Origin of the sequence: Lentibacillus daqui (assembly GCF_027186265.1) — a bacterium.
Lineage (GTDB): Bacteria > Bacillota > Bacilli > Bacillales > Amphibacillaceae > Lentibacillus_C > Lentibacillus_C daqui.
The window spans coordinates 133,923-157,721 of the sequence record NZ_CP114176.1 but is presented as its reverse complement, the minus strand read 5'-3'; the positions used below and the strand labels follow the sequence as shown (position 1 = coordinate 157,721).

At 41.8% G+C, this 23,799-nt stretch carries 32 protein-coding genes, 2 tRNA genes and 1 rRNA gene; 5 read left to right on the top strand and 30 right to left on the bottom strand.

Annotated elements, in window-relative coordinates:
- Nucleotides 1–33 precede the first annotated feature (33 nt).
- From O2S85_RS00895 to O2S85_RS00880, 4 genes are all read right to left on the bottom strand, one after another.
- Nucleotides 34–106, bottom strand: a tRNA-Ala gene (locus tag O2S85_RS00895).
- A gap of 14 nt (nt 107–120) precedes the next feature.
- Nucleotides 121–197, bottom strand: a tRNA-Ile gene (locus O2S85_RS00890).
- 102 nt (nt 198–299) lie between these two features.
- Nucleotides 300–1,865: ribosomal RNA gene (locus O2S85_RS00885) — 16S ribosomal RNA — on the bottom strand.
- Nucleotides 1,866–2,330: 465 nt separating this feature from the next.
- Nucleotides 2,331–2,552, bottom strand: a complete 222-nt coding sequence (locus tag O2S85_RS00880) for a hypothetical protein (RefSeq protein ID WP_269410921.1) — start codon at nt 2,550–2,552, stop codon at nt 2,331–2,333.
- Between the two features lie 332 nt (nt 2,553–2,884).
- On the opposite strand from O2S85_RS00880, the gene pdaB reads away from it, so the two are divergent.
- The gene (pdaB, locus tag O2S85_RS00875; protein WP_269410920.1) at nt 2,885–3,643 is read left to right on the top strand and encodes a polysaccharide deacetylase family sporulation protein PdaB; all 759 of its coding nucleotides are present in this window, start codon (nt 2,885–2,887) and stop codon (nt 3,641–3,643) included.
- A gap of 134 nt (nt 3,644–3,777) precedes the next feature.
- Here the strand turns inward: pdaB and O2S85_RS00870 are convergent, their stop codons facing one another.
- On the bottom strand, nt 3,778–4,446 hold the full coding sequence (locus O2S85_RS00870) for a KinB-signaling pathway activation protein (RefSeq protein ID WP_269410919.1): 669 nt from the start codon (nt 4,444–4,446) through the stop codon (nt 3,778–3,780).
- A 234-nt stretch (nt 4,447–4,680) separates the two neighbouring features.
- Between O2S85_RS00870 and gerD the strand changes: the two genes are divergently transcribed.
- Complete coding sequence (gene gerD / locus O2S85_RS00865) at nt 4,681–5,298, top strand: spore germination lipoprotein GerD (protein ID WP_269410918.1); 618 nt, start codon at nt 4,681–4,683, stop codon at nt 5,296–5,298.
- Between the two features lie 58 nt (nt 5,299–5,356).
- Here gerD and salA read toward each other — a convergent pair whose 3' ends face one another.
- The gene (gene salA, locus O2S85_RS00860) at nt 5,357–6,415 is read right to left on the bottom strand and encodes an iron-sulfur carrier protein/transcriptional regulator SalA (RefSeq protein ID WP_269410917.1); all 1,059 of its coding nucleotides are present in this window, start codon (nt 6,413–6,415) and stop codon (nt 5,357–5,359) included.
- A 313-nt stretch (nt 6,416–6,728) separates the two neighbouring features.
- Here salA and O2S85_RS00855 point away from each other — a divergent pair, with 313 nt between their 5' ends.
- A complete protein-coding gene (locus tag O2S85_RS00855) occupies nt 6,729–6,890 on the top strand; it encodes a hypothetical protein (protein WP_269410916.1) in 162 nt (53 codons plus the stop codon).
- On the opposite strand, the gene cwlD is transcribed toward O2S85_RS00855, so the two are convergent.
- The 4 genes from cwlD to O2S85_RS00835 all read right to left on the bottom strand — a co-directional run bounded on the left by cwlD (nt 6,887) and on the right by O2S85_RS00835 (nt 10,504).
- Complete coding sequence (gene cwlD, locus O2S85_RS00850) at nt 6,887–7,609, bottom strand: N-acetylmuramoyl-L-alanine amidase CwlD (protein WP_269410915.1); 723 nt, start codon at nt 7,607–7,609, stop codon at nt 6,887–6,889. The genes O2S85_RS00855 and cwlD overlap by 4 nt on opposite strands.
- Before the next feature lie 123 nt (nt 7,610–7,732).
- The gene (locus tag O2S85_RS00845; RefSeq protein WP_269410914.1) at nt 7,733–8,992 is read right to left on the bottom strand and encodes an efflux RND transporter periplasmic adaptor subunit; all 1,260 of its coding nucleotides are present in this window, start codon (nt 8,990–8,992) and stop codon (nt 7,733–7,735) included.
- Nucleotides 8,989–9,663 (bottom strand): hypothetical protein, encoded by a 675-nt coding sequence (locus O2S85_RS00840; RefSeq protein WP_269410913.1) that lies wholly within the window; start codon nt 9,661–9,663, stop codon nt 8,989–8,991. The genes O2S85_RS00845 and O2S85_RS00840 overlap by 4 nt, the downstream gene beginning before the upstream one ends.
- A gap of 274 nt (nt 9,664–9,937) precedes the next feature.
- On the bottom strand, nt 9,938–10,504 hold the full coding sequence (locus O2S85_RS00835) for an NADPH-dependent FMN reductase (protein WP_269410912.1): 567 nt from the start codon (nt 10,502–10,504) through the stop codon (nt 9,938–9,940).
- 339 nt (nt 10,505–10,843) lie between these two features.
- On the opposite strand from O2S85_RS00835, the gene O2S85_RS00830 reads away from it, so the two are divergent.
- A complete protein-coding gene (locus O2S85_RS00830; RefSeq protein WP_269410911.1) occupies nt 10,844–11,356 on the top strand; it encodes a protease complex subunit PrcB family protein in 513 nt (170 codons plus the stop codon).
- Nucleotides 11,357–11,416: 60 nt separating this feature from the next.
- Nucleotides 11,417–11,578, top strand: coding sequence for a hypothetical protein (locus O2S85_RS00825; RefSeq protein WP_269410910.1), 162 nt, complete (start codon nt 11,417–11,419; stop codon nt 11,576–11,578).
- 36 nt (nt 11,579–11,614) lie between these two features.
- Here O2S85_RS00825 and rpsI read toward each other — a convergent pair whose 3' ends face one another.
- From rpsI to rplF, 20 genes are all read right to left on the bottom strand, one after another.
- Nucleotides 11,615–12,007 carry a 30S ribosomal protein S9 gene (rpsI, locus tag O2S85_RS00820; RefSeq protein ID WP_269410909.1) on the bottom strand — a complete coding sequence of 131 codons (393 nt, stop codon included), beginning with the start codon at nt 12,005–12,007 and terminating at the stop codon, nt 11,615–11,617.
- Between the two features lie 19 nt (nt 12,008–12,026).
- Complete coding sequence (rplM, locus tag O2S85_RS00815; RefSeq protein WP_269410908.1) at nt 12,027–12,464, bottom strand: 50S ribosomal protein L13; 438 nt, start codon at nt 12,462–12,464, stop codon at nt 12,027–12,029.
- A 154-nt stretch (nt 12,465–12,618) separates the two neighbouring features.
- Nucleotides 12,619–13,365, bottom strand: a complete 747-nt coding sequence (truA, locus tag O2S85_RS00810; RefSeq protein ID WP_269410907.1) for a tRNA pseudouridine(38-40) synthase TruA — start codon at nt 13,363–13,365, stop codon at nt 12,619–12,621.
- 17 nt (nt 13,366–13,382) lie between these two features.
- Nucleotides 13,383–14,186 carry an energy-coupling factor transporter transmembrane component T family protein gene (locus tag O2S85_RS00805; RefSeq protein ID WP_269410906.1) on the bottom strand — a complete coding sequence of 268 codons (804 nt, stop codon included), beginning with the start codon at nt 14,184–14,186 and terminating at the stop codon, nt 13,383–13,385.
- On the bottom strand, nt 14,179–15,054 hold the full coding sequence (locus O2S85_RS00800) for an energy-coupling factor ABC transporter ATP-binding protein (protein WP_269410905.1): 876 nt from the start codon (nt 15,052–15,054) through the stop codon (nt 14,179–14,181). Before O2S85_RS00800 ends, O2S85_RS00805 begins: the two co-directional genes overlap by 8 nt.
- Complete coding sequence (locus O2S85_RS00795; protein ID WP_269410904.1) at nt 15,030–15,872, bottom strand: energy-coupling factor ABC transporter ATP-binding protein; 843 nt, start codon at nt 15,870–15,872, stop codon at nt 15,030–15,032. Before O2S85_RS00795 ends, O2S85_RS00800 begins: the two co-directional genes overlap by 25 nt.
- A gap of 526 nt (nt 15,873–16,398) precedes the next feature.
- The gene (gene rplQ, locus O2S85_RS00790; protein WP_269410903.1) at nt 16,399–16,752 is read right to left on the bottom strand and encodes a 50S ribosomal protein L17; all 354 of its coding nucleotides are present in this window, start codon (nt 16,750–16,752) and stop codon (nt 16,399–16,401) included.
- 107 nt (nt 16,753–16,859) lie between these two features.
- A complete protein-coding gene (locus O2S85_RS00785) occupies nt 16,860–17,804 on the bottom strand; it encodes a DNA-directed RNA polymerase subunit alpha (protein WP_269410902.1) in 945 nt (314 codons plus the stop codon).
- Nucleotides 17,805–18,023: 219 nt separating this feature from the next.
- The gene (rpsK, locus tag O2S85_RS00780) at nt 18,024–18,413 is read right to left on the bottom strand and encodes a 30S ribosomal protein S11 (RefSeq protein WP_269410901.1); all 390 of its coding nucleotides are present in this window, start codon (nt 18,411–18,413) and stop codon (nt 18,024–18,026) included.
- A gap of 19 nt (nt 18,414–18,432) precedes the next feature.
- A complete protein-coding gene (gene rpsM, locus O2S85_RS00775) occupies nt 18,433–18,798 on the bottom strand; it encodes a 30S ribosomal protein S13 (RefSeq protein WP_269410900.1) in 366 nt (121 codons plus the stop codon).
- A gap of 45 nt (nt 18,799–18,843) precedes the next feature.
- Nucleotides 18,844–18,957, bottom strand: coding sequence for a 50S ribosomal protein L36 (gene rpmJ, locus O2S85_RS00770; protein ID WP_010095733.1), 114 nt, complete (start codon nt 18,955–18,957; stop codon nt 18,844–18,846).
- A 33-nt stretch (nt 18,958–18,990) separates the two neighbouring features.
- Nucleotides 18,991–19,209, bottom strand: coding sequence for a translation initiation factor IF-1 (infA, locus tag O2S85_RS00765; protein ID WP_010095735.1), 219 nt, complete (start codon nt 19,207–19,209; stop codon nt 18,991–18,993).
- Nucleotides 19,187–19,522 carry a KOW domain-containing RNA-binding protein gene (locus O2S85_RS00760; RefSeq protein WP_269412414.1) on the bottom strand — a complete coding sequence of 112 codons (336 nt, stop codon included), beginning with the start codon at nt 19,520–19,522 and terminating at the stop codon, nt 19,187–19,189. The genes infA and O2S85_RS00760 overlap by 23 nt, the downstream gene beginning before the upstream one ends.
- A 179-nt stretch (nt 19,523–19,701) precedes the next feature.
- The gene (locus O2S85_RS00755) at nt 19,702–20,346 is read right to left on the bottom strand and encodes an adenylate kinase (RefSeq protein ID WP_269410899.1); all 645 of its coding nucleotides are present in this window, start codon (nt 20,344–20,346) and stop codon (nt 19,702–19,704) included.
- Nucleotides 20,347–20,382: 36 nt separating this feature from the next.
- A complete protein-coding gene (gene secY, locus O2S85_RS00750) occupies nt 20,383–21,675 on the bottom strand; it encodes a preprotein translocase subunit SecY (protein ID WP_269410898.1) in 1,293 nt (430 codons plus the stop codon).
- Nucleotides 21,675–22,115 (bottom strand): 50S ribosomal protein L15, encoded by a 441-nt coding sequence (gene rplO / locus O2S85_RS00745; protein ID WP_269410897.1) that lies wholly within the window; start codon nt 22,113–22,115, stop codon nt 21,675–21,677. The genes secY and rplO overlap by 1 nt, the downstream gene beginning before the upstream one ends.
- A 30-nt stretch (nt 22,116–22,145) precedes the next feature.
- Nucleotides 22,146–22,328, bottom strand: coding sequence for a 50S ribosomal protein L30 (gene rpmD, locus O2S85_RS00740; RefSeq protein WP_269410896.1), 183 nt, complete (start codon nt 22,326–22,328; stop codon nt 22,146–22,148).
- Nucleotides 22,329–22,341: 13 nt separating this feature from the next.
- A complete protein-coding gene (rpsE, locus tag O2S85_RS00735; RefSeq protein ID WP_269410895.1) occupies nt 22,342–22,845 on the bottom strand; it encodes a 30S ribosomal protein S5 in 504 nt (167 codons plus the stop codon).
- Between the two features lie 20 nt (nt 22,846–22,865).
- The gene (rplR, locus tag O2S85_RS00730) at nt 22,866–23,228 is read right to left on the bottom strand and encodes a 50S ribosomal protein L18 (RefSeq protein WP_269410894.1); all 363 of its coding nucleotides are present in this window, start codon (nt 23,226–23,228) and stop codon (nt 22,866–22,868) included.
- A 30-nt stretch (nt 23,229–23,258) separates the two neighbouring features.
- On the bottom strand, nt 23,259–23,795 hold the full coding sequence (gene rplF / locus O2S85_RS00725; RefSeq protein WP_269410893.1) for a 50S ribosomal protein L6: 537 nt from the start codon (nt 23,793–23,795) through the stop codon (nt 23,259–23,261).
- Nucleotides 23,796–23,799: the final 4 nt, after the last annotated feature.

The following is a 23,799-nucleotide window of genomic DNA, read 5'->3' as shown; positions in this document are numbered from 1 at the left end:
GTCTTGCTCTTATTTAGTTTTCAAGGTACAAAATGGAGCCTAGCGGGATCGAACCGCTGACCTCCTGCGTGCAAAGCAGGCGCTCTCCCAGCTGAGCTAAGGCCCCATATTAACTGTAGATGGTGGGCCTGAGTGGACTCGAACCACCGACCTCACGCTTATCAGGCGTGCGCTCTAACCAGCTGAGCTACAGGCCCATCTACTATTTAATTTAATGGAGAAATTACTCTCTCAAAACTGAACCAAACAACCGAGTATGTCTTAGGAATAAACTTCCCGTTCCGTAATATAATCCTTAGAAAGGAGGTGATCCAGCCGCACCTTCCGATACGGCTACCTTGTTACGACTTCACCCCAATCATTGGCCCCACCTTCGGCGGCTGGCTCCAAAAGGTTACCTCACCGACTTCGGGTGTTGCCAACTCTCGTGGTGTGACGGGCGGTGTGTACAAGGCCCGGGAACGTATTCACCGCGGCATGCTGATCCGCGATTACTAGCGATTCCGGCTTCATGCAGGCGAGTTGCAGCCTGCAATCCGAACTGAGAATGGTTTTATGGGATTAGCTAATGCGTCGCCGCTTCGCTGCCCTTTGTTCCATCCATTGTAGCACGTGTGTAGCCCAGGTCATAAGGGGCATGATGATTTGACGTCATCCCCACCTTCCTCCGGTTTGTCACCGGCAGTCACCTTAGAGTGCCCAACTTAATGCTGGCAACTAAGATTAAGGGTTGCGCTCGTTGCGGGACTTAACCCAACATCTCACGACACGAGCTGACGACAACCATGCACCACCTGTCACTCTGTCCCCGAAGGGAACACGGTATCTCTACCGTCATCAGAGGATGTCAAGACCTGGTAAGGTTCTTCGCGTTGCTTCGAATTAAACCACATGCTCCACCGCTTGTGCGGGCCCCCGTCAATTCTTTTGAGTTTCAGCCTTGCGGCCGTACTCCCCAGGCGGAGTGCTTAATGCGTTAACTTCAGCACTAAGGGGCGGAAACCCCCTAACACCTAGCACTCATCGTTTACGGCGTGGACTACCAGGGTATCTAATCCTGTTCGCTACCCACGCTTTCGCGCCTCAGCGTCAGTTACAGACCAGAGAGTCGCCTTCGCCACTGGTGTTCCTCCACATCTCTACGCATTTCACCGCTACACGTGGAATTCCACTCTCCTCTTCTGCACTCAAGTCCTCCAGTTTCCAATGACCGCTTGCGGTTAAGCCGCAAGATTTCACATCAGACTTAAAAGACCGCCTGCGCGCGCTTTACGCCCAATAATTCCGGACAACGCTTGCCCCCTACGTATTACCGCGGCTGCTGGCACGTAGTTAGCCGGGGCTTTCTGGTGAGGTACCGTCAAGGTACTGCCCTGTTCGAACAATACTTGTTCTTCCCTCACAACAGAGTTTTACGATCCGAAGACCTTCATCACTCACGCGGCGTTGCTCCGTCAGACTTTCGTCCATTGCGGAAGATTCCCTACTGCTGCCTCCCGTAGGAGTCTGGGCCGTGTCTCAGTCCCAGTGTGGCCGATCACCCTCTCAGGTCGGCTACGCATCGTCGCCTTGGTGAGCCTTTACCCCACCAACTAACTAATGCGCCGCGGGCCCATCTGTAAGTGATAGCCTAAGCCATCTTTCAACTTCCTCCCATGCAGGAAAAAGTATTATCCGGTATTAGCTCACGTTTCCGCGAGTTATCCCGATCTTACAGGCAGGTTGCCCACGTGTTACTCACCCGTCCGCCGCTCGTTCCACAAGTGTCACCTCAGATGAGGATCTACTTGCTTCCCGCGCTCGACTTGCATGTATTAGGCACGCCGCCAGCGTTCGTCCTGAGCCAAGATCAAACTCTCCAAAAAAGTTTGTGATAAAATTAACACCAATTAATTTCATCTAAATTCTTAGCTGCAAAAATTGATTCCAGGGTCTGCGTTTTCCATCAAATCAATTGATCTAACTTCTAACCTCAACCTCTGACATCTGTTACATACTGGTTGTTTTGTTCAGTTTTCAAAGAGCAATTTTTTCCGTTGTCGTTTTAGCGACAAGTTATATTCTATCAAGATCCCCGCATAAAGTCAATAGTTTTTTTAAATAATTTTTAACGAACCATTTGAATTGTATTTGGGCTTTCCTGACAACAGATATTAATATAGCATATACATTATTATATTTCAACAAGTTTCCCTAAGAAAGTTACAATTTTTTATTACAGAAGAAACAAGGCTGTAAAAGATCGCCGATATGATACCAAGGATAAAACCTAAAACTAAAAATAAATGAACAACAGCTTTTGCCATTGCTCATCAATAACGAACATCCATTTATTCATTCTCCGTTCGCTTCAGTATATATTTGAGACATTCTTGTTCACTTGCAACACGACGAAGCAGTTGAAAGAGAATCCGATACCGCTCACGCATTGCCCGTTTCACCAAATGATCAATGCGATGATCTTCAAAATCCATGAGTAATTCTTCCAGTTCGCGTTTTAGTAAATATTCCATTTCCTTTTGTTCAATATCATTAATTAATAACCCTAACATTGCCGTCACTCCAAACTTTATCTGCTTAATTTAATCTGTTGCCAAGTTTTATTTGATAAGTATAAATTTAAGCTCTGTTCTTGCCAAAGCAGGCCAACCCGGCTCCAGCGCCCAAGACCTTTGCCGAACTTTATTGTTTTTATGTACTTGTTACATGATTACCCACATGTATTCGAAACCCATATTAGATTTTGTCGGTTTTCTGTGCACTTCTTCACTAGTCAGCAATTAATAAATATGTATTTCCGGAAAAAATCACCTTGTTTCCTAGCTTGTTCATATTATGATGTTTCATTCATAAACTGGTATAAAGAAGTTTTAGGAGGACTACTATGGGCCATTTTTACACCTTCCATTTGAAGTGGAAAAGTTGGACGGTTATCGTTTTACTTGCCTTATTCACCGCAACCTTTGTATGGTTTGAACGCGATGGAACATTTTCAATTTTTTCCCATGAAAAGCAAACTGCAGCATTATCAAAAGGTAATAAAGATGAGGCAAACATCGCCTTAACATTTGACATTAGCTGGGGTGAAAAAAAGATACATGCTATTTTAGAACGTTTAAAGGAAGAAAATGTACAAGCTACTTTTTTTGTGAGTGGCGAATGGGCGGAGAGACACCCGGAAATACTTGAAGAAATCACTGATGGTAAACATGAACTTGGCATGCTTGGCTACCGTTATAAAAGCTACCTCAACCAAAAACCTGAACAGGTGAAAAAGGATTTGTTGCATGCGAAAGAAGTATTCCAGAAGCTAGGTCTCGATGACATCAATCTTGTACGTCCACCAAGTGGTCAATTTGACAAAGAGATCATTAAACTGGCGGAAAACCTTGGTCTTACAGTGGTCCACTGGAATGTAAATCCAAATGACTGGAAAAACCCTGGAACGGAGGCTATTACTGATTTTGTTATGAAGCAGACTTCTAACGGTGATGTTATTTTATTACATGCGTCGGACTCCGTTAAACAAACGAATGAAGCATTAAAAACCATTTTACCCGGATTAAAAAATAAAGGATTCCACTTTGTAACCATATCCGAGTTCATTAATCAGGCACATGCCAAATCGAAACCAATCGAGTAGACGAAAAGTAACGCTATGGAAGGAAGACCATTGGATAGAGGAAACGTCCCAAACCTGAGAACGCCATTGTCTACTTCGTCAAAATAGAAAGCGAAGGCATCCATCTGGAATAGCCTTCGTTTCTAATCATTAAATTATGCTTTTTTACTTCCCTTTTTGCCGGCTTTTGCGCTGGTATTCCTTGATGGTTGTTTGGTACTCGATACCTGCTTGTGATCCGGCTTATTAATGTGGTGCAGAATTAATAACTGGTATGTGTTACAAACTAATAAAGGAACAATCATCAACCATGCGTAATCCATACCGCTTGTCCTAAGCCCGGGAACCCATTCCACTGTTGTCATGACAACCATAAGGAATAATGCCGGGATAAATGCTCGCTGATTGGTTTGCTTTGCCTTGATCTTTGCAATGATCCATCCATACACAAGTATTGCAGCTGCTATACCAATATATGTAATTAGTGACCCATTGCCATCTGAGGCATTATAAGGGAAATAAACCAAATCAAAGACAACAAACGCAATTAGCAGTACTTGTACAGTTGGCCAAAACGTCCGGAATATTCCCAGGCCGAACTGGTTAATAAACAAATACGCAAAAAAACCCGTCTGGCTAACAAGACTAAATACAAATCCAAGGCCAATAAAAAAGATGAGCACACCCAATAAATCAAAGAAATCAAACGGGTTTAACCATTCTGCATAAGAAGCCGTTTTTACAAAGAAGCTGGTTATTAATCCAGCTGCACCACCTAATGCCAGTGTGGTAAAAAACAGCCTTACCCATTTACGACTATTCAATCTGAATCCTCCTGCCGTTTTTAAGCTATGTATTTTTAACATTGCATCGATTTGCGCCAATCATTGACTTATACAGGACGTGACGCTTGTAGAGAGAAGTTCCCCTTTGAACATCCTCTTTTGAACATCCACTAAATTGTATTTTATCACGAACCAACGTATTTTTCCTTCTCAAGGTGCATACTTCTTGCTTTTTTCCTCATATTAAGGGTATGTAAGGGAAGGAGGATTAAAATGCTTCGGGCAATTTTTATATCCTTTGCTGCGCTGGCCATCCTAAGCCTATCTGCCTGTAGCGACGGACAAAGCTCTGCCGTACAGAAATCAGACTACGATACAACGAAGAAAATGGTTTTAGATATATTACAAACGGAAGATGGAAAAAAAGCACTTAAAGAATTATTGGCTGATGAACAAATGAAACAACAGCTTGTTATGCAGGATGATACCGTCAAAAAAGCGGTTAATGAGGCGCTTGTCTCTGATGAAGGGAAACAGATGTGGGAGAAGCTTTTTAGTGATCCAACATTTGTGAACAGTTTTGCTAAATCAATGGCAACCGAGCATCAAAAGTTGATGAAGGAACTCATGAAGGATCCCGATTATCAGAAGCAAATGCTAAGCCTCCTCAAAAATCCGCAAATGCAAGAGCAAATGCTAAACGTAATGCAAAGCCAGAAATTCCGTGATCATTTGCAGGACACTGTTAAAGAAACATTGCAAAGTCCAACATTCCAGGCAAAAATGACAGAAACCCTGTTAAAGGCTGCTGAGGAACAAGGGCAGCAAAAACAAGGAAAAGGGGATAAAGGCAACAAAGGGGATAATGCCTCTGAAGAAGGAATTGGATAAATAAAAAAGAGGTGAGACTCAACGGCCACCTCTTTTTTATCACATAAATTGTAATGCTTTACCCTTCCACTTCAGCCACAATTTTCGATGCCATCCGGTGATATTCTTGTCCAAGTGGATGATCTTGCTGATATACAGATGGTGCAAATACATCCTCTTCCTCATATGGCTGTTTTAGTGGCAGCTGTCCAAGAACTTTGGTTTTTAATACTTCTGCCAACTTTTTACCGCCACCATGGCCGAATACATATTCCTTTTCACCGGTTTTCTCACTTTCAAAATAAGCCATATTTTCGACAACGCCCAGGATTTGGTGATTTGTTTTAATCGCCATTTGCCCTGCCCGAGCCGCTACAAATGCTGCAGTTGGATGTGGTGTTGTCACAATGACTTCCTTACAAGTCGGTAACAGTTCATGCACATCCATGGCAATATCCCCTGTTCCCGGTGGCAGATCAAGAAGCAAATAATCCAAATCGCCCCATTCCACTTCCTTGAAAAAGCTATTTAACATTTTCCCAAGCATTGGTCCGCGCCAAATGATTGGGGAGTTGTCCTCTACAAAGAAACCCATGGAAATAACTTTTACACCCATCCGTTCAACCGGGTAGATTTTTTCATTGCGAACGACTGGACGTGTCTCCACTCCCATCATATCAGGGACACTAAATCCGTAAATATCTGCATCGATAATGCCAACCTTCTTGCCAAGACGATGTAAAGCAATCGCCAGGTTAACGGTTACAGTCGATTTCCCAACGCCCCCTTTACCACTGGAAATAGCGATAAAATTCGGATTGGAATTTCCACCCATTAATGATGCCTCTTGCGCTTTTTCTGCAGCTGGCTGGAATTTCTGAATCACCTCATCAGGCAACTGTTCAAAACGCAGTCCAACTGTAGTGGCACCATTCTTCTTCAAAATACCGACGACTTGCTGTTGCAGCTGCATTTGCTCGCTAGTATTTGTCTTCCCGATTGCCAATTTGACACTGACATGTTTCTTCTCTTCCTTTATGGTAACCTCTTTTACACCACCCGTTTCTTCCAGTGTTTTATGTAAAAAAGGATCCTTAACCGAGCTCAGTAACTGAATGACTTCTTCCTTCTGTAACACGGTAAATCACCATTCCTTTCCTAGCATCGACAGAACATGAACGTTATTCTGTCATTACTTGCTAGTATAACATAAATCTAAGTGATATGAATCATGTTGATGGTCACAGCTGATCAGTTCCATTGTTAATATAACGGCGAACTGATTTAATTAATATTCACACCTCTTTGGGCAGGTTGATATTTTATCAGATTTGGTCGATATAGCTTGCAATTTGGTCGATATTTTCCGCACCCCGGTCGATATTCTTGTCCAATGGGTTGATAGTACATGCTTCTTGGTCGATACCTTACACCTTTAGGTCGAAACGCGTATGCCATTGGTTGATATCTTCACATTTGCAATTGATATATCACGTTTTCTGGTCGATAAATCCCATTGCCAAGGCGATATCCTCACACTTTTTGATATCCCCATTCCCGGTCTGATTCTTCAAGTTCCGCAATCAACACACATCATCGCCCACTCCATTTAATCTTCCCCTTCCTCCATATCCTCTGTCGCATACCGTAAAATCCCTTCATAAATACTGCCGGCCATTTTCAATTGATAGTCATCCTGCTTTAACTGTTCCCGCTCCTGTTCATTGGATAGAAAGCCAAGTTCTACCAAGGCACCGGGAACTCCGGCATGCTTTAATAAATAGACCGTATTGAGTGCTAAAGGCGTGCGGTTTGTGTTTTCCAGATTACGAATCACTTCAGACTGGATCATCTTAGCCAGATGCTTGCTCTCTTCAAATTTTGGGTAGTAAAAGGTTTGTGCACCATGCCATCTGGATGACGGGATGGCATTCAAATGTATCGATACAAAAAAGTCGGCATGTTTTTCCTGAATAAAAGCAACCCGCTTGCGAATATCCTCCGACTTCCTCCGTGATAGTCCACTTGTACCCTTGTCAGCCAGGTCTATATCCTCTTCCCTGGTTAGGTAAACAAGTGCGCCTGATTGCTGCAAATAGTTCCGCACTTTTTTGGCGACGTTCAGGGTAATATCTTTTTCCTGGGTGTTGTCTTTCCCCTCGGCTCCTCCGTCAGGGCCACCATGTCCAGGATCAATAACAATCGTTTTACCGGCAAGGGGCAATGACCATGTTTTCCAGGTGTTTTCCGTTTTTTGAATTGGAAACTGAATTAAGAAGGCTAGCAGTACCAATCCTGCCCCCCAGCACACAACTTTACCAACACGTCCCATATCTCATTCGCTCCTTATTCTTCTGCTTGGACTATTTTATGGGACAGGTTTGGCATTTATGACTGGTGACAGGAAACAAAAATAAGCCTCTTCCATAAAGGCTTATTTTTACATCATATGTTTTTATCGTGTTAACAATCCAGCAATGAAATCCTCTTTCCAATCTTTTTGTTTAACAAATTGTTTCCATTTCAGTTGATCCAGTTGTAATGGGGTAATAAATGATGTTCCATGACGAAACGGAGCCTGTTGATCCCCCGCTACCCATTCACCAAGTTTGGCACCTTTTGTTACTTCAGTTTTCCCCTTCATTTCAATGCCTGTTGTTACTGGCTGTTTGACAAGTTTCCCTCCCTGGGTCATTTTCCAAACCGCGTGGCCAAATAAGGCATCATTTGGAACAACAGTGGCATTTTTTGATTCATCTGTTGTAATCGATACTTTTGTATGATACCCAGGCAGCAAATCCTTCATATCCCCTTGATCTGTAAAAGAAACATAAAATGGATAAATGCTCTTTCCATGCAGCGAGACTGTTTTCGGATTGTCATTAATCTCCTCAATCGTCCCTTTTAGCTTCTTCTTATTTTCTGAAATAGCTATCTCTGCGGGCATACCCTTTTCAAATTTCATCCGTTCCGTTTCCGTTAATTCACCTTCGACATGTACATCAGTCGAGGCGATTGTCATCACTGGATTTCCCAATGAATCGGACAGTTCTGTGACATTTCCTGTATATGGGCTATCCACTGTAATCGTATCCCCGCTCGCTTGCAAATCAGTTAACTGGGTTTGAACACTTTTCAGCCGTGCTTGTTTTTGTTCAAGTTCTTTTTTCTTTTCGGCAAGATATTGTTCTTTTAAATAATCAGCTTCTGTCACTGAGGAAGCAGTTTTTATTTGATTCATTTCTGCTGAATCTTTGTTTTCTGCTTGATTGTCCTCTTCTGTTCGGCTACTGTTATTTGGCATTGTACCAGGATTTTGCAACTGGTAAGCCGAAACAGCTGACATCGCCTGTTCAATTGCGGAAATTTCCTCATTTATCGTGTCTGTTTCCGCCTCCAATGTTGCTTTCGTATCATCAAAATCGGCAACCTTATAGGTATACAATGCATCACCTTCATGGACCTCAGCACCCTCGTCGACCAAAAATTCCTCGAAAGCTCCCATGGTGTCATCAAAGTATATGTGATGTTGGTTCACAGCAGCAAGCACACCTTTTTTATCTATCTGTTCATACATATTGGCGCTCGCTGTTTTCGTCCAATTTTTTATGTATGATGTTCGTTCAACTTTTTCGTCCTTATCAACAACCAGCAAGATACAGTTACAGATGATAAATAATAGAATAACGATACCGATGATCCGTCTCCACTTCATCCAAACCACCCTCTCAACAAATGGTTATCAACTGATGCCACTGTAGCAGCAACGATCCAATAGAAAAGGTGCAGCAAAATAACCATTAGCCAAACTCTACCTTTGCCATAAGATGACATAAAACGTAAATATTTTACCTGAAACCAAATAATCCATAATTGGACAATGGATATTGCGCCAAAGAAAAAGATTATCCAGTTATTCCCGGTTAAATAAGATGCAATAATTCCAAACGATAGCGGGGAAACATACCAGTCCAAACCCCAAATCAGCATCAATGGCACCCAAACGATCCGTTCGAGAAGCATGATGAACAAAACAGCCTGCTGCATGATCAAAAGCCGCCAAAAAGGTATGTCGAATACTGCATAAAACAATAGAGCGGAAAGAAATAATATAACAGCAGTCAGCAAAACCGCATACACGCAGCGCCCAATAACAAAATCCAGTTTGCTTGATTCATATTCTTGCATACTTAATCCGGTCCGAGTACTCGATATAAAATCGGAACCTATCCCCAAAGAAGCCATCCATCCATAAATAATGATGCTGAACAAACATAATAGCAGACACCATTTCCGTACATGATTCACCGTTTCCGCTTTACGAATCCGGTATAGATGGTCATCCATGGAAAAGAAAAATTTTAGCAGATTTTGATGATAGACCATGATATACATCCCTTTTTATTTAAACATGTTAGATAGATCCATTTTAACCTAAGATTTAACAAAACTCTACAACTTTCAAGCTATCAGAAAAATTATGTATCAATGAATGCATTTTAAAGAAAAACATCGCATAAATAATAGAGAACAATGATATATAAAGAATGGAATTAATTTCGGACAAGGTTAAAGCGCGTTCAACCGATGTAGACAATCATTGATTACATACTTCTTTGTCCCGATCAATTTTCGTCTTTTCGATATTACGCGCCCATTATCAAAAACCGTATGCATCTTCTTTCTTTTTCCTGACGATTTCCATAGCCTGAAACGTTTCAACTGTATCATCTACCAAATCATTCAGACGAAACAGAACGTCATCATTAATAATTTGTTTGCGATGGTAGTCCTGTTCCTCGATAAAGACATAAGTTGATACGATGGTTGCTTTCATATAGGCTAAAATTGGTTTTAGCTGCTGTTCGGACATCAAAAAATGTTTTGGCGAACCTGCAGTGACCACCATCCCGATAACCTTGCCCAAAAAGGCATTGGACGGCAATAAATCAAACACATTCTTCAATGTACCAGGTATAGATGCCTGAAAAGTTGGCGTACCAATGATCAATACATCCGCTGCCATGATCGCTTCAGCCACATATTTGGTGTCACCCTCATAATCCATATAATTACGTCCATCGCTAAACACAATGGACAGATCCTTCAAATCCAATAAAATTGTTTCTGCATCAGGATATTGTTCATGTATCCGATTCATGACATAATCCATGGCTATCCTGGTTTTGGAGCCGGTAATGGTCCCGGAAATCCCAACAATGTTCACCTTTTAACCCCCTCCATTACTAGATGATTACCCATTCCCAGCCGGTAATCATCATTTTCCAATCAAGGAACGTTACTGGTTCATTTTGCGAAGACGTTCCCATTATACCGTTTATTTCACTGCTATTTACAAAGACCCGTAACAATTAACGTTAAATAATCCACTATTACATTGTAACATGGTATGATAAAAATATGATAAAAATCGCTTGCTTGCGACTGCAGTCTTTGTGGAATATACAATAAAGGAAGGATGGCAGGTTGCTAAGACGTCTTTGTTGCTGTTTTAACAACTATTATGCCGTCCAATTGTAAACAAGAGGATATGGGGGGTGATTTTATGCATGAAAAAGAAAGAAATACAGGTGATGAAGTAACGGATCTATCTTTCCAAACCATCCATGCAGATGATTCACCAAAGCAGGTGCAAAATTGGCTTGAAAAAGAGCGCACGAAGGAAGTAAACAAGGTATTTCTCGTAAACGGGAAAACATATGTCATTGTTCAGCTGGGGCAAAAGTCAACAGGTGGTTATCGTGTTTCCGTCAAACAAATCGAGCTTGTGAAACCATCCTCTGGTAACCAGACAGTCTTTGTTCATTATCAAGTGAAAGCACCCAAACAGGGTAGTTTCAACATCCAGGTGCTTACCTATCCCGTTGCTATCGTCGTACTCAATAAGGAATATCATATCGACTTCTGTTTCAAACAAATAAAGAAACCAAATAAGCTTAAAGAAACGAAATCTCATCCTGCTGTTCACGAACACCATAAAAGTAAAACTGACAAGTGTGGGCAGGATAAGCTGGCTCATCCACAAAAGTTGACCGAAAACGGCGAGATTGAGGAATAGTACAGGTCCATCAAACACAGGAGTGCGGGTAATCACTATAATCGGGGAATATCAACCTTGATGCAGGAACATCAACCAATTCGCAGCATCATCGACCTTGGAACGTGGGTATCAACCGGATTCGCGGTATTATCGACCTCTGTACCTGAACATCAGCCGAATTCGTATAATATCGACCATGGACATATCCAATACGAAATGCAAAACAGCCCATTTCCATGATAGAGAAAATGGGCTGTAATTCCATATATACATTGATTAACGTTTTGAAAATTGTGGTGCACGACGAGCTTTCTTAAGACCGTATTTTTTACGTTCTTTAGCACGTGGGTCACGAGTAAGATATCCTTCTTCTTTCAATGATTTACGGTATTCCGGATCCGCCTTTAAAAGTGCACGGGCGACACCGTGGCGGATAGCACCAGCTTGACCGGTAAATCCACCGCCATGAACGTTTACCATCACATCGTATGTGCCTTGTGTTTCCGTAGCCACAAGTGGTTGGTTCAGAATTAATAATTGTGTTTCATATGGAAAATAGTCTTTAGCATCACGATCGTTAATCACAACACGGCCGGTTCCTGGAACTAAACGTACACGTGCAGTTGATTTCTTACGACGTCCTGTGCCATAGTATTGTACTTGTGCCAATTGATTAACCTCCTCTTAATTATCCACGAAGCTTGTATTCTTCCGGTTTTTGTGCTTGGTGTTTGTGTTCAGAACCTTTGTATACGTGCAGTTTTTTACCCATTTTGCGGCCAAGCGAACCTTTAGGTAACATACCTTTAACAGCCAGCTCGATCATTTGCTCAGGGTATTTAGTACGCATTTCGTATGCATTACGTTCTCTTAATCCACCGACATAACCTGAGTGATTGTAATATTTTTTGTCGGTAATTTTGTTACCGGTAAGTTCTATTTTTTCCGCATTGATAATGATGACATTGTCACCTGTATCTGCATGTGGCGTGTAAGTTGGTTTATGCTTTCCTCGAAGAATTGCAGCAACTTCACTAGCTAAGCGACCTAACCGCTCTCCTTCAGCATCCACAACAAGCCATTTGCGTTCGATATTATTCTCATTCGCCATGAAAGTTGTGCGCATGATGGTTTCCCTCCATAATTCATTGTTTTCCGTTATTCCTATATCTAACATAATTAGTTTCCGGGGCTAATCATGGTTTTAGAAATAAAATGCCATAACTCATAGTATACCAATCTCATGGTGAATGTCAAGCCCTGTGAAGCTTTTCCCCATTTTATTCCCCGTATTTCACTTGCCACAAATACAAACCCTGAGGCGGCACCGTATCTGCTGCAAGCCGGCGATCTCTTTGTTCCATTAGATACGGTATAGCATCGGCGCGAAGTCTTCCCCTGCCAACTTCCAGCAAGACTCCGACCAGGATCCGTACCATATTATATAAAAAACCGCTTCCCCGAAAAATAAATTCAATCTCGCTTACATGCTTTGTGCATAACACTTGATATAGCGTACGTACCTTACTTCCTTTTGCGGTAGCTTTTGCCGATGAAAACGTTGTAAAGTCATGTTCCCCTTCAAAATATTCACAAGCCTGCTGCATCGCTTCTATATCCAGCGCATAAGGATATTGATAAACATAGTTACGCTTGAAAACATCTGTTTCCTGTTCGTTCAAAATATAATAGCGGTACTCCTTGCCCACAACATCAAAACGAGCATGGAATGACGCCGGCACTGTCTCGACATCACGCACATAAATATCCTGTGGCAGCAGTGTATTAAGCGCATGCTTCCAGTTGGCTTCCGGAATTGTCAGCGGTGTTTCAAAATGAATCGTTTGCCCTTTGGCATGAACCCCTTTATCGGTTCGTCCTGATGCATACAACCGGGTCTGTTTTCCTTTATGTATCTTTGTTAATACCCGTTCCACCTCACCTTGGATGGTTCGTTGGTTTGGCTGGATTTGAAAACCATTGAAATGACTGCCATCATAACTGATTGTACATTTAAGCTTTTTCAACTGAATCCAGCCCCCCCTTATGAATAATTTCTGGTCAAAAATAATCCGGCAATCACACAAATAAATAAAAAATAAATAGCTATATCTCGCCGTTTTATGCTTAATTCCCGCAATTTTGTCCGGCCTTCTCCACCTTGATAGCCGCGTGCTTCCATCGCCATTGCCAGTTCTTCTGCACGTTTAAAAGCACTAACAAACAATGGCACCAATAGCGGAACAACTGCTTTAATACGGTCTTTTACAGGACCTGTCCGAAAGTCCACCCCACGCGATGCCTGTGCACGTGAAATTTTTTCCGTTTCCTGCATCAATGTCGGAATAAATCGCAATGAGATCGACATCATTAATGCTAGCTCATGAACCGGGAATTTGATTTTTTTCAACGGATGGAGCATCTCCTCAATTGCATCGGTGATTTCAATCGGTGTTGTTGTCAATGTTAATAATGATGTTACCAATATCAGCAAGAAGAACCGCATTGAAATGGCAATTCCCTGGATAATCGCCCCTGAATAAAGTTTGAAAGAAAAAATTTGTAATAAAACGGTCCCTTCCTTCGTGATAAATAAATGCAGCAGAAACGTAAAGATAATTAAGAACCAGACTGGCGTTAAACCCTTTATAATAAACTTGACCGGAATCCGGGTTGTGATAACACTAGCCAGCGCAAATGCCGTAAGCAGCAAATAACTGTATAATGAATTTGCGAAAAATACGATAATAACAAAGAAAAAAATCACCGTAATTTTTGTACGTGGATCCAAACGGTGAATAAGAGAATCTCCAGGGACATATTGACCAATAATTAACTTATCACTCATTTAACACTTGTCCCCCTTTGAGATGGCGTGCTACGGCTTGAGCAATTTCTTCCGTTGTTTGCCGGTGAAATGGAATCGTTACACCAAATCGATCCGAAAAGCGTTTCAGAAATTGTACCGCTTCTGGAACATCCAGCTGTACACGATTCAATGCCGTTTGCCGGATTAAGACGTCTTCTGGTTTTCCCTCCATATACTTCTTGCCTTTATTTAATATTATGACATGATCGGCATATGTGACCGCATCTTCCATACTATGCGTTACAAGCACCGTTGACAGCCCGGCACGCTGATGCAGCTGATAAAACATGTTCATGATCTCTTTTTGCCCGCGCGGATCCAGACCAGCTGTCGGCTCGTCCAAGACTAACACATCCGGTTTCATGGCCAATACACCAGCAATCGCCACTCTCCGCATTTGCCCACCACTTAAATCAAATGGGGATCGCTTCAGCAACGGTTCAGGTATACCTACCTCCGGAACAATCTCCTTGATTCGCTGACTGACCTCTGCTTCTGAAACACCAAAATTCTTTGGCCCAAAAGCAATGTCCTTTTCCACCGTTTCTTCAAATAATTGGTGTTCCGGGTATTGAAAGACTACACCAACTTTACTGCGCAATTGCTTGATGTTTTTCGGCTTTTCCTCATGGGTAAGCTGGTAGTCCCCTATCGTTACCGTTCCGGCGCTTGGCAAAATCAATCCATTTAAGTGCTGAATTAACGTTGATTTGCCAGAACCGGTATGTCCGATAATGGCTACAAATGAACCCGAGGGAATATGAAATGATAAATCGTCAATTGCCTTATGGGCAAACGGACTGCCTTCTTGATAGATATAGCTCACGTTTTCGAATGTAATGTCCATAGTTCCTCCAACAGTTCTTCTTGGTTTAAGGGTTCATTTGTCACGTTCATTCCATTTTTCTTCAGTTCATCTGTTAATATAGCAACAAATGGCACATCCAGTCCAATTTCCCGTAATGCTTTCTGCTTTGTAAAAATCTCCCGCGGTGTCGCTTCATCCCAGATCACGCCATGATTCATTACGATGACCCGTTCAGCCTGTACTACCTCCTGTAAATCATGAGTAATCGTGATCAAGGAGAGTTTATTTTCCCGCATAACCGCTGAAACAGTGTTCATAATCTCTTTACGTCCCCGAGGATCAAGCATTGCCGTAGCCTCATCCAAAATAAGTGCCTTAGGTGAAACTGCCAAGACTCCGGCAATTGCCACCCGCTGCTTTTGCCCGCCTGACAAGCGATGTGGCTCCGTCATGCGATAATCCTGCATCCCGACAGCAGTTAAACTTCGATCAATCCGCTTTACCATCTCTTCCCTCGGTATCCCGCGGTTTTCCATGCCAAACGCTACATCATCCTGTACAGTTGTCCCAACAAATTGATTATCCGGATTTTGAAAAACCATCCCAACATCTTTTCGAATATCCCAAATGGTTTCCTCATTTACCGGCTTACCATGAATAACAATTTCTCCTTCTTGAGGAAATAACAGTCCATTCATTAATTTGGCGATCGTTGATTTTCCCGAGCCATTATGCCCGATAATTGCCAGCCACTCATTTTCATAAACAACGAACGAGCAATTCTTTAAGACCCATGGTTCATCTTCCCCATATCGGAAGGAAACATTTTTAAACTCAATCATCCTCTGGCGCTCCATGATGTGGCTCCTCCTCTATAATATATCTGTGGAATGTAAGTGGAGATATATAGAAGGATCAATCTATTATTGATTTAATTTTTTTACACAAGGGTAATCCCCCCCTTGGAAACTTTGATCATGTTTACCCAACTATGTTGATATTTACTAGTATCTGGTTGATATCTCGTCCAATTCACCCGATGACTTGATGATTTGGGTTGATATTCGCACCACAGGGTCGATATTGAAGAAATTCGGTTGATACTCGCCCTATTAAGGTTGATATCCATTACTTTTTGGTCGATAGCTGCCTGCCCTCCGTTGCTAAACGGCCCCGCTGCCCTTTTATGATCTAGTTGCGCGTGGGCTAGCGACTACTGCCATAGGTAATAGACACTCCAAGCGCCAAAAACCGGGCGCTTTACGGTCTCTTGCCTATGCCATACGTCGCTGGGCAAGCCCGCTGCACTTTTCCTAATAAAAAAGGGCTTGGATTCACCTCGTGGAAGAGATTCAGTCCTGCCCTTAGCGTTCTTATTTTGCATTAAACAAGTTCAATGATTGCCATTTTGGCGCCATCACCTTGACGTTCACCAAGTTTAAGAACGCGTGTATATCCACCTTGGCGATCTTCGTAACGTGCAGCTACGTCATCAAAAAGTTTTTGAACAACATTTTCGCTTTCGTTTGCTTCCTGATTGTATAAAAATGCCGCAGCTTGGCGACGTGCATGAAGATCACCGCGTTTTCCGAGTGTAATCATTTTTTCAACTACTGACTTTAATTCCTTCGCTTTTGCTTCCGTTGTTTCAATCCGTTCATGAATAATTAAATCAGATGCAAGGTTGCGAAGTAATGCCATGCGATGGTCTGTTGTGCGACCTAGTTTTCTAGCCATGGACTATCCCTCCCTTTCCTGTTGCTAGGAACTACTAATATCCGGTAACTATAGATAGGTAAGCATTTTGCATAGAACTACATGCCAATCTAAAAATGTCCTATCTATTAGTCATCATTACGTAATCCCAAGCCTAAATCACTTAGTTTTACTTTTACTTCCTCCAGTGATTTACGACCAAGGTTACGGACTTTCATCATATCTTCTTCCGATTTATTTGCAAGCTCCTGGACTGTATTAATTCCGGCACGTTTCAAACAGTTATAGGATCGAACAGAAAGATCAAGCTCTTCAATGGTCATTTCCATTACTTTTTCCTTCTGATCTTCCTCTTTTTCAACCATGATCTCGGCATTTTGTGCTTCATCAGTTAATCCTACAAAAATATTGAGATGCTCTGTAAATATTTTGGCACCCAATGAAACAGCCTCTTCAGGGCGAATACTTCCATCTGTTGATACATCCAGTGTTAATTTATCGTAGTTTGCAACTTGTCCTACTCGGGTATTTTCAACTTGATATGTGATGCGTGATACTGGTGTGAAGATCGAATCAATTGGAATAACCCCAATCGGCTGATCATCACGTTTATTTGCGTCTGCCGGCCGATAGCCTCGACCACGTTCAGCGGTGATTTTCATATGCAGGTTCCCTTTACTGCTTACCGTAGCAATAGGAAGATCCGGGTTTAATACTTCTACATCACTATCATATGTCAGATCTGCAGCCGTTACTGTTCCTTCTCCCTGCACGTCAATCTCTAATGTCTTCTCATCGTCAGAGTAAATCTTTAAAGCAAGCTTTTTTAAATTCAAAATGATAGTGGTCACATCTTCAACAACTCCATCGATTGTTGAAAATTCGTGTAGTGCACCATCAATTTGAACTGACGTTACAGCAGCGCCTGGAAGTGAGGATAATAGGATACGACGCAAGGAGTTTCCTAGAGTAGTACCATATCCACGTTCAAGCGGTTCGACGACGAATTTTCCAAATTTGGCATCATCGCTGATCTCTACCGTTTCAATTTTTGGTTTTTCAATTTCGATCATTCTATAAAACCCTCCTTCAAAACGTCGAAACCCCGGTTAGACTCCACTGTCTAACCGAAATTCCTCAAATAGGCAGTTGGCGTTTCTGCACTATTATCTTATTCGTATCTTCTTGTCAACTGAGATGCTGTCAGTTAAGGTAGTTCATAAAAAGAATCCTTACACTTTTAGCCATCATAACCCATTATAGACAGGGTGACAAATTATATACGGTAAAATTTACACACGACGACGTTTTGGCGGGCGGCAGCCATTATGAGGAACTGGTGTTACATCGCGAATTGCTGTAACTTCTAATCCTGCTGCCTGAAGTGAACGGATTGCAGCTTCACGTCCTGCACCTGGACCTTTCACCGTTACTTCCAGTGTTTTCATACCATTTTCCACAGCAGATTTTGCAGCCGTTTCAGCTGCCATTTGAGCGGCGAATGGTGTTGATTTTCGAGAACCTTTAAAACCCAAAGCACCTGCAGAACTCCAGCCAATTGCATTACCTTGGGCATCGGTAATCGTTACAATTGTATTATTAAATGTCGAACGGATATGTGCCACACCCGTATCAATATTCTTTTTCACACGACGTTTACGTGTATTTGTTTTACGAGCCATTGCTATTACCCTCCTTCACTTATTTTTTCTTGTTTGCAATTGTACGACGTGGGCCTTTACGAGTACGGGAATTATTTTTCGTTTTTTGTCCGCGTACTGGCAAACCACGGCGATGACGAATTCCCCGGTAAGATCCGATTTCAATCAAACGTTTGACGTTCAGGGAAACTTCACGGCGAAGATCACCTTCAATTGTATATCCGTCTATTGCTTTACGAATTCGTCCCAACTCATCTTCTGTAAGATCACGTACACGAGTGTCTTCTGAAACGCCTGCTTCTTTAAGGACTTCCTTTGCGGTTGTTTTCCCAACACCATAAATATAGGTTAACGCGATAACTACACGTTTTTCACGTGGGATATCTATACCTGCAATACGTGCCATAAAAATTAGCACCTCCTATAATTTTTTAATCCTATCTAACCTCTGTTAGCCTTGCTTTTGTTTATGCTTAGGATTTTCACAAATCACCATTACTTTACCTTTGCGTTTGATAACTTTACATTTCTCGCAAATTGGTTTAACAGATGCTCTTACTTTCATCATCTTTACCTCCTTTTATATCGGAGCTCCTTATTACTTGTAACGGTACGTAATCCGTCCCCTGGTTAAATCATATGGTGAAAGTTCTACCGTTACTTTATCACCGGGTAAGATACGAATGAAATGCATACGAATTTTACCAGACACATGAGCCAAAACGGTATGACCATTTTCAAGCTCGACATTAAACATTGCATTTGGCAATGTTTCCGTTACGGTACCTTCCACTTCAATTACATCGTCTTTCGCCATCGTGTTGATCTCCCTTCTTCAAATCAGTCACAACCTCATTGACAAATTTAGTTACGGCAAACCGTAATTTCCCATTTGTGACACGACCAGTTTCTAGAAGGCTGTTTTGGACTTCTGGGGATATATAATCCGTAATTTCAATATGATGTAAATTCTTTTTCTTTGGCCGATCATATTTACGTTTTTCCCCATCTGCTAGTAAGACATACCGTTCGTCAACTATTTTTATGACTACTGCATATTGGCCAGTCTCGCGTCCCTGCATAATTCGAACAACTTGACCTATTTGCGGAACCGAATCAGCTTCCTCCACAACGATCACCTTCACTTAGGCTATAGTTATAATAAATCCCTTCTCTTGAAGGTTTTAAAGTTATCATGTGTTACTACCTGTGTCACTGCTATATCAAGTAATCAATGTGCTACCCAAATTACACACTGTTATATTATACATTTTAACAGACAGAAATGCACCCCTATACAGCAGAATGCTTATTTTTCTATTTTTGATTGAATATCCTGGAATACTTGTTCAATTTCCTGATCACCGTCTACCGTTACCAAGTATCCTTTCTCCTCATAGAAATCCAGCATCGGCTGCATCTGATCAATATTAACAGCCAATCGATTCTTTACTGTTTCAGCTTTATCATCATCCCGCTGGATTAATGGAGACCCATCTTTATCGCAGATGCCGTCTTGTTTCGGAGGATTATACACCACATGATAGGTAGCCCCACATGTCGGACAGATTCTGCGCCCGGTCAGACGCTCAACCAATTTCTTCTCCGGAACTTTAATGTGCAGGACATAATCAATTGCTTTGTTCATATTGGCTAATATGGATTGTAAGCTTTTAGCTTGTGCAATTGTCCGCGGAAAACCGTCTAGTAAAAACCCATTCTGACAATCGCTTTTTTGCAAACGTTCGTCAACAATGCCTGTTGTTACCTCATCCGGCACAAGTGCACCTTGATCCATAAATTCTTTTGCCTTTTTACCAAGCTCTGTTCCTTCTTTAATTGCTAATCGGAACATATCTCCTGTAGAAATATGAGGGATGTGATATTTTTCAACTATTTTTTCTGCCTGGGTACCCTTACCAGCACCAGGAAGACCCATTAAGATTAAATTCAACAACTTTCCCCTCGCTCTCAAGCCTAGGACCGAGTTTTACTTGATAAAGCCCTTGTAGTGCCGTTTGACAAGCTGACTCTCCAATTTTTTCATGGTTTGCAATGCGACACCAACAACAATCAGTAAACTCGTACCGCCGATTTGTACTGATGTAGGCAGATTTCCAATTTTACCTAAGATCATAGGTAAAACTGCAACAGCTGCCAAGAAGATCGATCCTACCGTTGTAAGACGATATAACACCCGGGTAAGATAGTTTTGCGTCTTCTTACCAGGCCGAATTCCCGGGATGTACCCACCTTGTTTCTGCAAATTCTCTGCCATTTGTTCGGGATTAACCTGAACAAATGAGTAGAAAAATGTGAACGCAATGATTAATACAACATAAATGGCCATCCCAGCTGGTTTTGTATAATCAAAGATATTTTCAATTGTAGCCGCAACCTTATTGCCTTCAAACAGTCCTGCTACCGTTCTTGGTGCCATAATAAATGCGATCGCAAAAATTACCGGAATAACCCCTGCAGCATTTACTTTAAGTGGCAAGTGGGTGGAATGACCACCGACTGGCGAACGATTAACAAGCTTTTTGGCATATTGGATTGGGATTTTCCGCAGTGCTTGCTGAATAAAAATAACACCAACAGTAACTGCCAGAACAACCAAAATAATTAATGCAACAATGACGATATTAATAAACAATTCGTCACCTGGCTTATCAAAATACTGAATATACAACTGTTTTACACCATTAGGTATGGCTGCGACGATACCGGCAAAGATGATAATCGAAATCCCATTTCCGACTCCATTTGCAGTAATTTGCTCACCAAGCCACATCAAAAAGGTTGTTCCACTCGTCAAGACAACTGCAATCACCAGGAATGTCAGAATGCCGGGGTTCGATATCAACTGCCCGCCGGCCATGGCATTAAATCCGATCGACATTGCTATTGCCTGAATAAAAGCAAGCACCACAGTTCCATAACGGGTGATTTGCGCAAGTTTTTTGCGGCCCATTTCACCTTGCTTTTTCCATTCAGCAAATTTCGGTACAACATCCATTTGCAGTAATTGCATAATAATCGAAGCTGTAATGTAGGGCATAATTCCCATTGCAAAAATAGAGAAGTTCTGTAATGCCCCACCACCAAACGTGTTTAAGAATCCAAACACATTCTGCTGGTTCATAAAGTCAATCGCTTCTTTATTTGTGTATGGCACAGGAATAAATGTACCAAGACGGAATATAATTAACATCAACAATGTGAAAATAATCTTCCGTCTGATATCACCTATGCGCATAAAATTGGAGATTGTACGAAACATTAAATCACCTCGGTTTGACCGCCCGCTGCTTCTATAGCCTCTTTAGCCGAAGCAGAGAACTTGTGAGCTTTTACCGTAAGTTTCTTCTCGATAGCACCATTTCCAAGCACTTTAATGCCGGATTTCACTCTGCTAACGACACCTTCTTCAAGTAATAGCTCAGGTGTAACTTCTGTACCGTCTGCAAAACGATTTAATGCATCCAGATTCACAATAGCAAAATCTTTACGGTTAATGTTCGTAAAGCCACGTTTTGGCAAGCTTTGGAATAATGGCATTTGACCACCTTCAAAGCCTAGACGAGTACCACCGCCGGAACGTGCTTTTTGTCCTTTATGTCCTCTTCCGGAAGTCTTACCATTTCCAGATGACATGCCTCGACCAACACGGTTCCTATTTTTGCGAGTTCCTTCTGATGCCTTCAATTCATGAAGTTTCATGCGAGCACCTCCCTTTACGCTAATGTTTTATTAAACCTCTTTAACCGTTACAAGATGGGATACTTTATTAATCATGCCTCTAACTGACGGTGTATCCTCACGGGTAACAGTTGACCTGATTTTTTTAAGTCCTAATGCTTGAACAGTTTGCTTTTGCCCTTCTGTTCGACCAATAACACTGCGCTTGAGGGTGATTTCTAACTTATTAGACATAGTATTTCCCTCCTTATCCTAACAGTTCTTCTACAGACTTTCCGCGTAGTTTTGCAACTTCTTCTGCGCGTTTTAAGTTTGTTAATCCATTTAAAGTAGCACGAATCATATTGATAGGTGTGTTTGCTCCAAGTGATTTTGTTAAAATGTCACCAACGCCGGCAAGTTCCAACACGGCACGAACCGGACCACCGGAAATAACTCCAGTACCTTCATAAGCTGGTTTCATTAATACATTACCAGAGCCAAAGCGTCCATTGATTTCATGTGGGATCGTTGTGCCGACAATAGGTACCTCAATCAAGTTTTTCTTCGCATCGTCAACTGCTTTTTTGATTGCTTCCGGTACTTCTTGCGCCTTACCAGTACCAAACCCTACATGCCCGTTTTTATCGCCAACTACCACCAATGCAGCAAAACGGAAACGACGTCCACCTTTTACTACTTTTGCAACACGGTTAATTGTAACAACGCGTTCTTCAAGATCTAATTTGTTTGGATCAATACTATTATGCATGTATGTCCCTCCTTTATCGATTAAAATTCAAGACCTGCATCTCTTGCAGCATCTGCCAAAGCTTTTACACGACCATGATAAAGATAGCCTCCGCGGTCAAATACAACCGATTTGCAACCTTTATCCTGGGCACGTTTTGCGATCAGTTCACCGACTTGTTTGGCTGCCTCAACATTACCAGTTGCTTGTATTTGCAATTCTTTATCGTTTGTAGATGCACTTGTTAATGTCGTACCATTAATATCATCAATTAATTGTGCGTAAATGTGTTTATTTGAACGATATACATTCAAACGTGGGCGTTGTTCTGTTCCATAAAGGTTTTTACGAACGCGTACATGTCTTTTTTTGCGTACTGCATTTTTGTCAGGCTTTGTGATCATTTAAGTCACTCCTTTCTCTACCCTACCTGCTTACTTCGCCGTCTTACCTTCTTTACGACGTACATATTCATTTACATAGCGAATACCTTTTCCTTTATATGGTTCAGGCGGTCTAATCGCTCTAATCTTTGACGCAATCGCACCAACTAGTTCTTTGTCAATTCCTTTAACGACCAATTGCGTGTTTTTCGGAACTTCAATTTCAATGCCATCTTGTGGTTCAATTTCGACTGGATGGGAATACCCGGCATTGATAACTACTTTATTTCCCTGCTTTTGTGCCCGATAACCGACACCAATGATTTCCAGACCTTTTTCAAATCCTTTTGAGACACCTTCAACCATATTGGCAATCAGGCTGCGGGTAGTACCATGCATTGCACGATGTTCCTTATTATCACTAGGGCGTTCAACAGTGATAACATTATCTTCAATGACAACTTTCATTTCACCATTTAAGCTTCTGGATAATTCACCTTTTGGGCCCTTTACAGTCATGTGAGTTCCGTCAAGATTAATTTCGACACCTTCAGGAATTTGTATTGGCTTAAATCCTATACGAGACATTTTA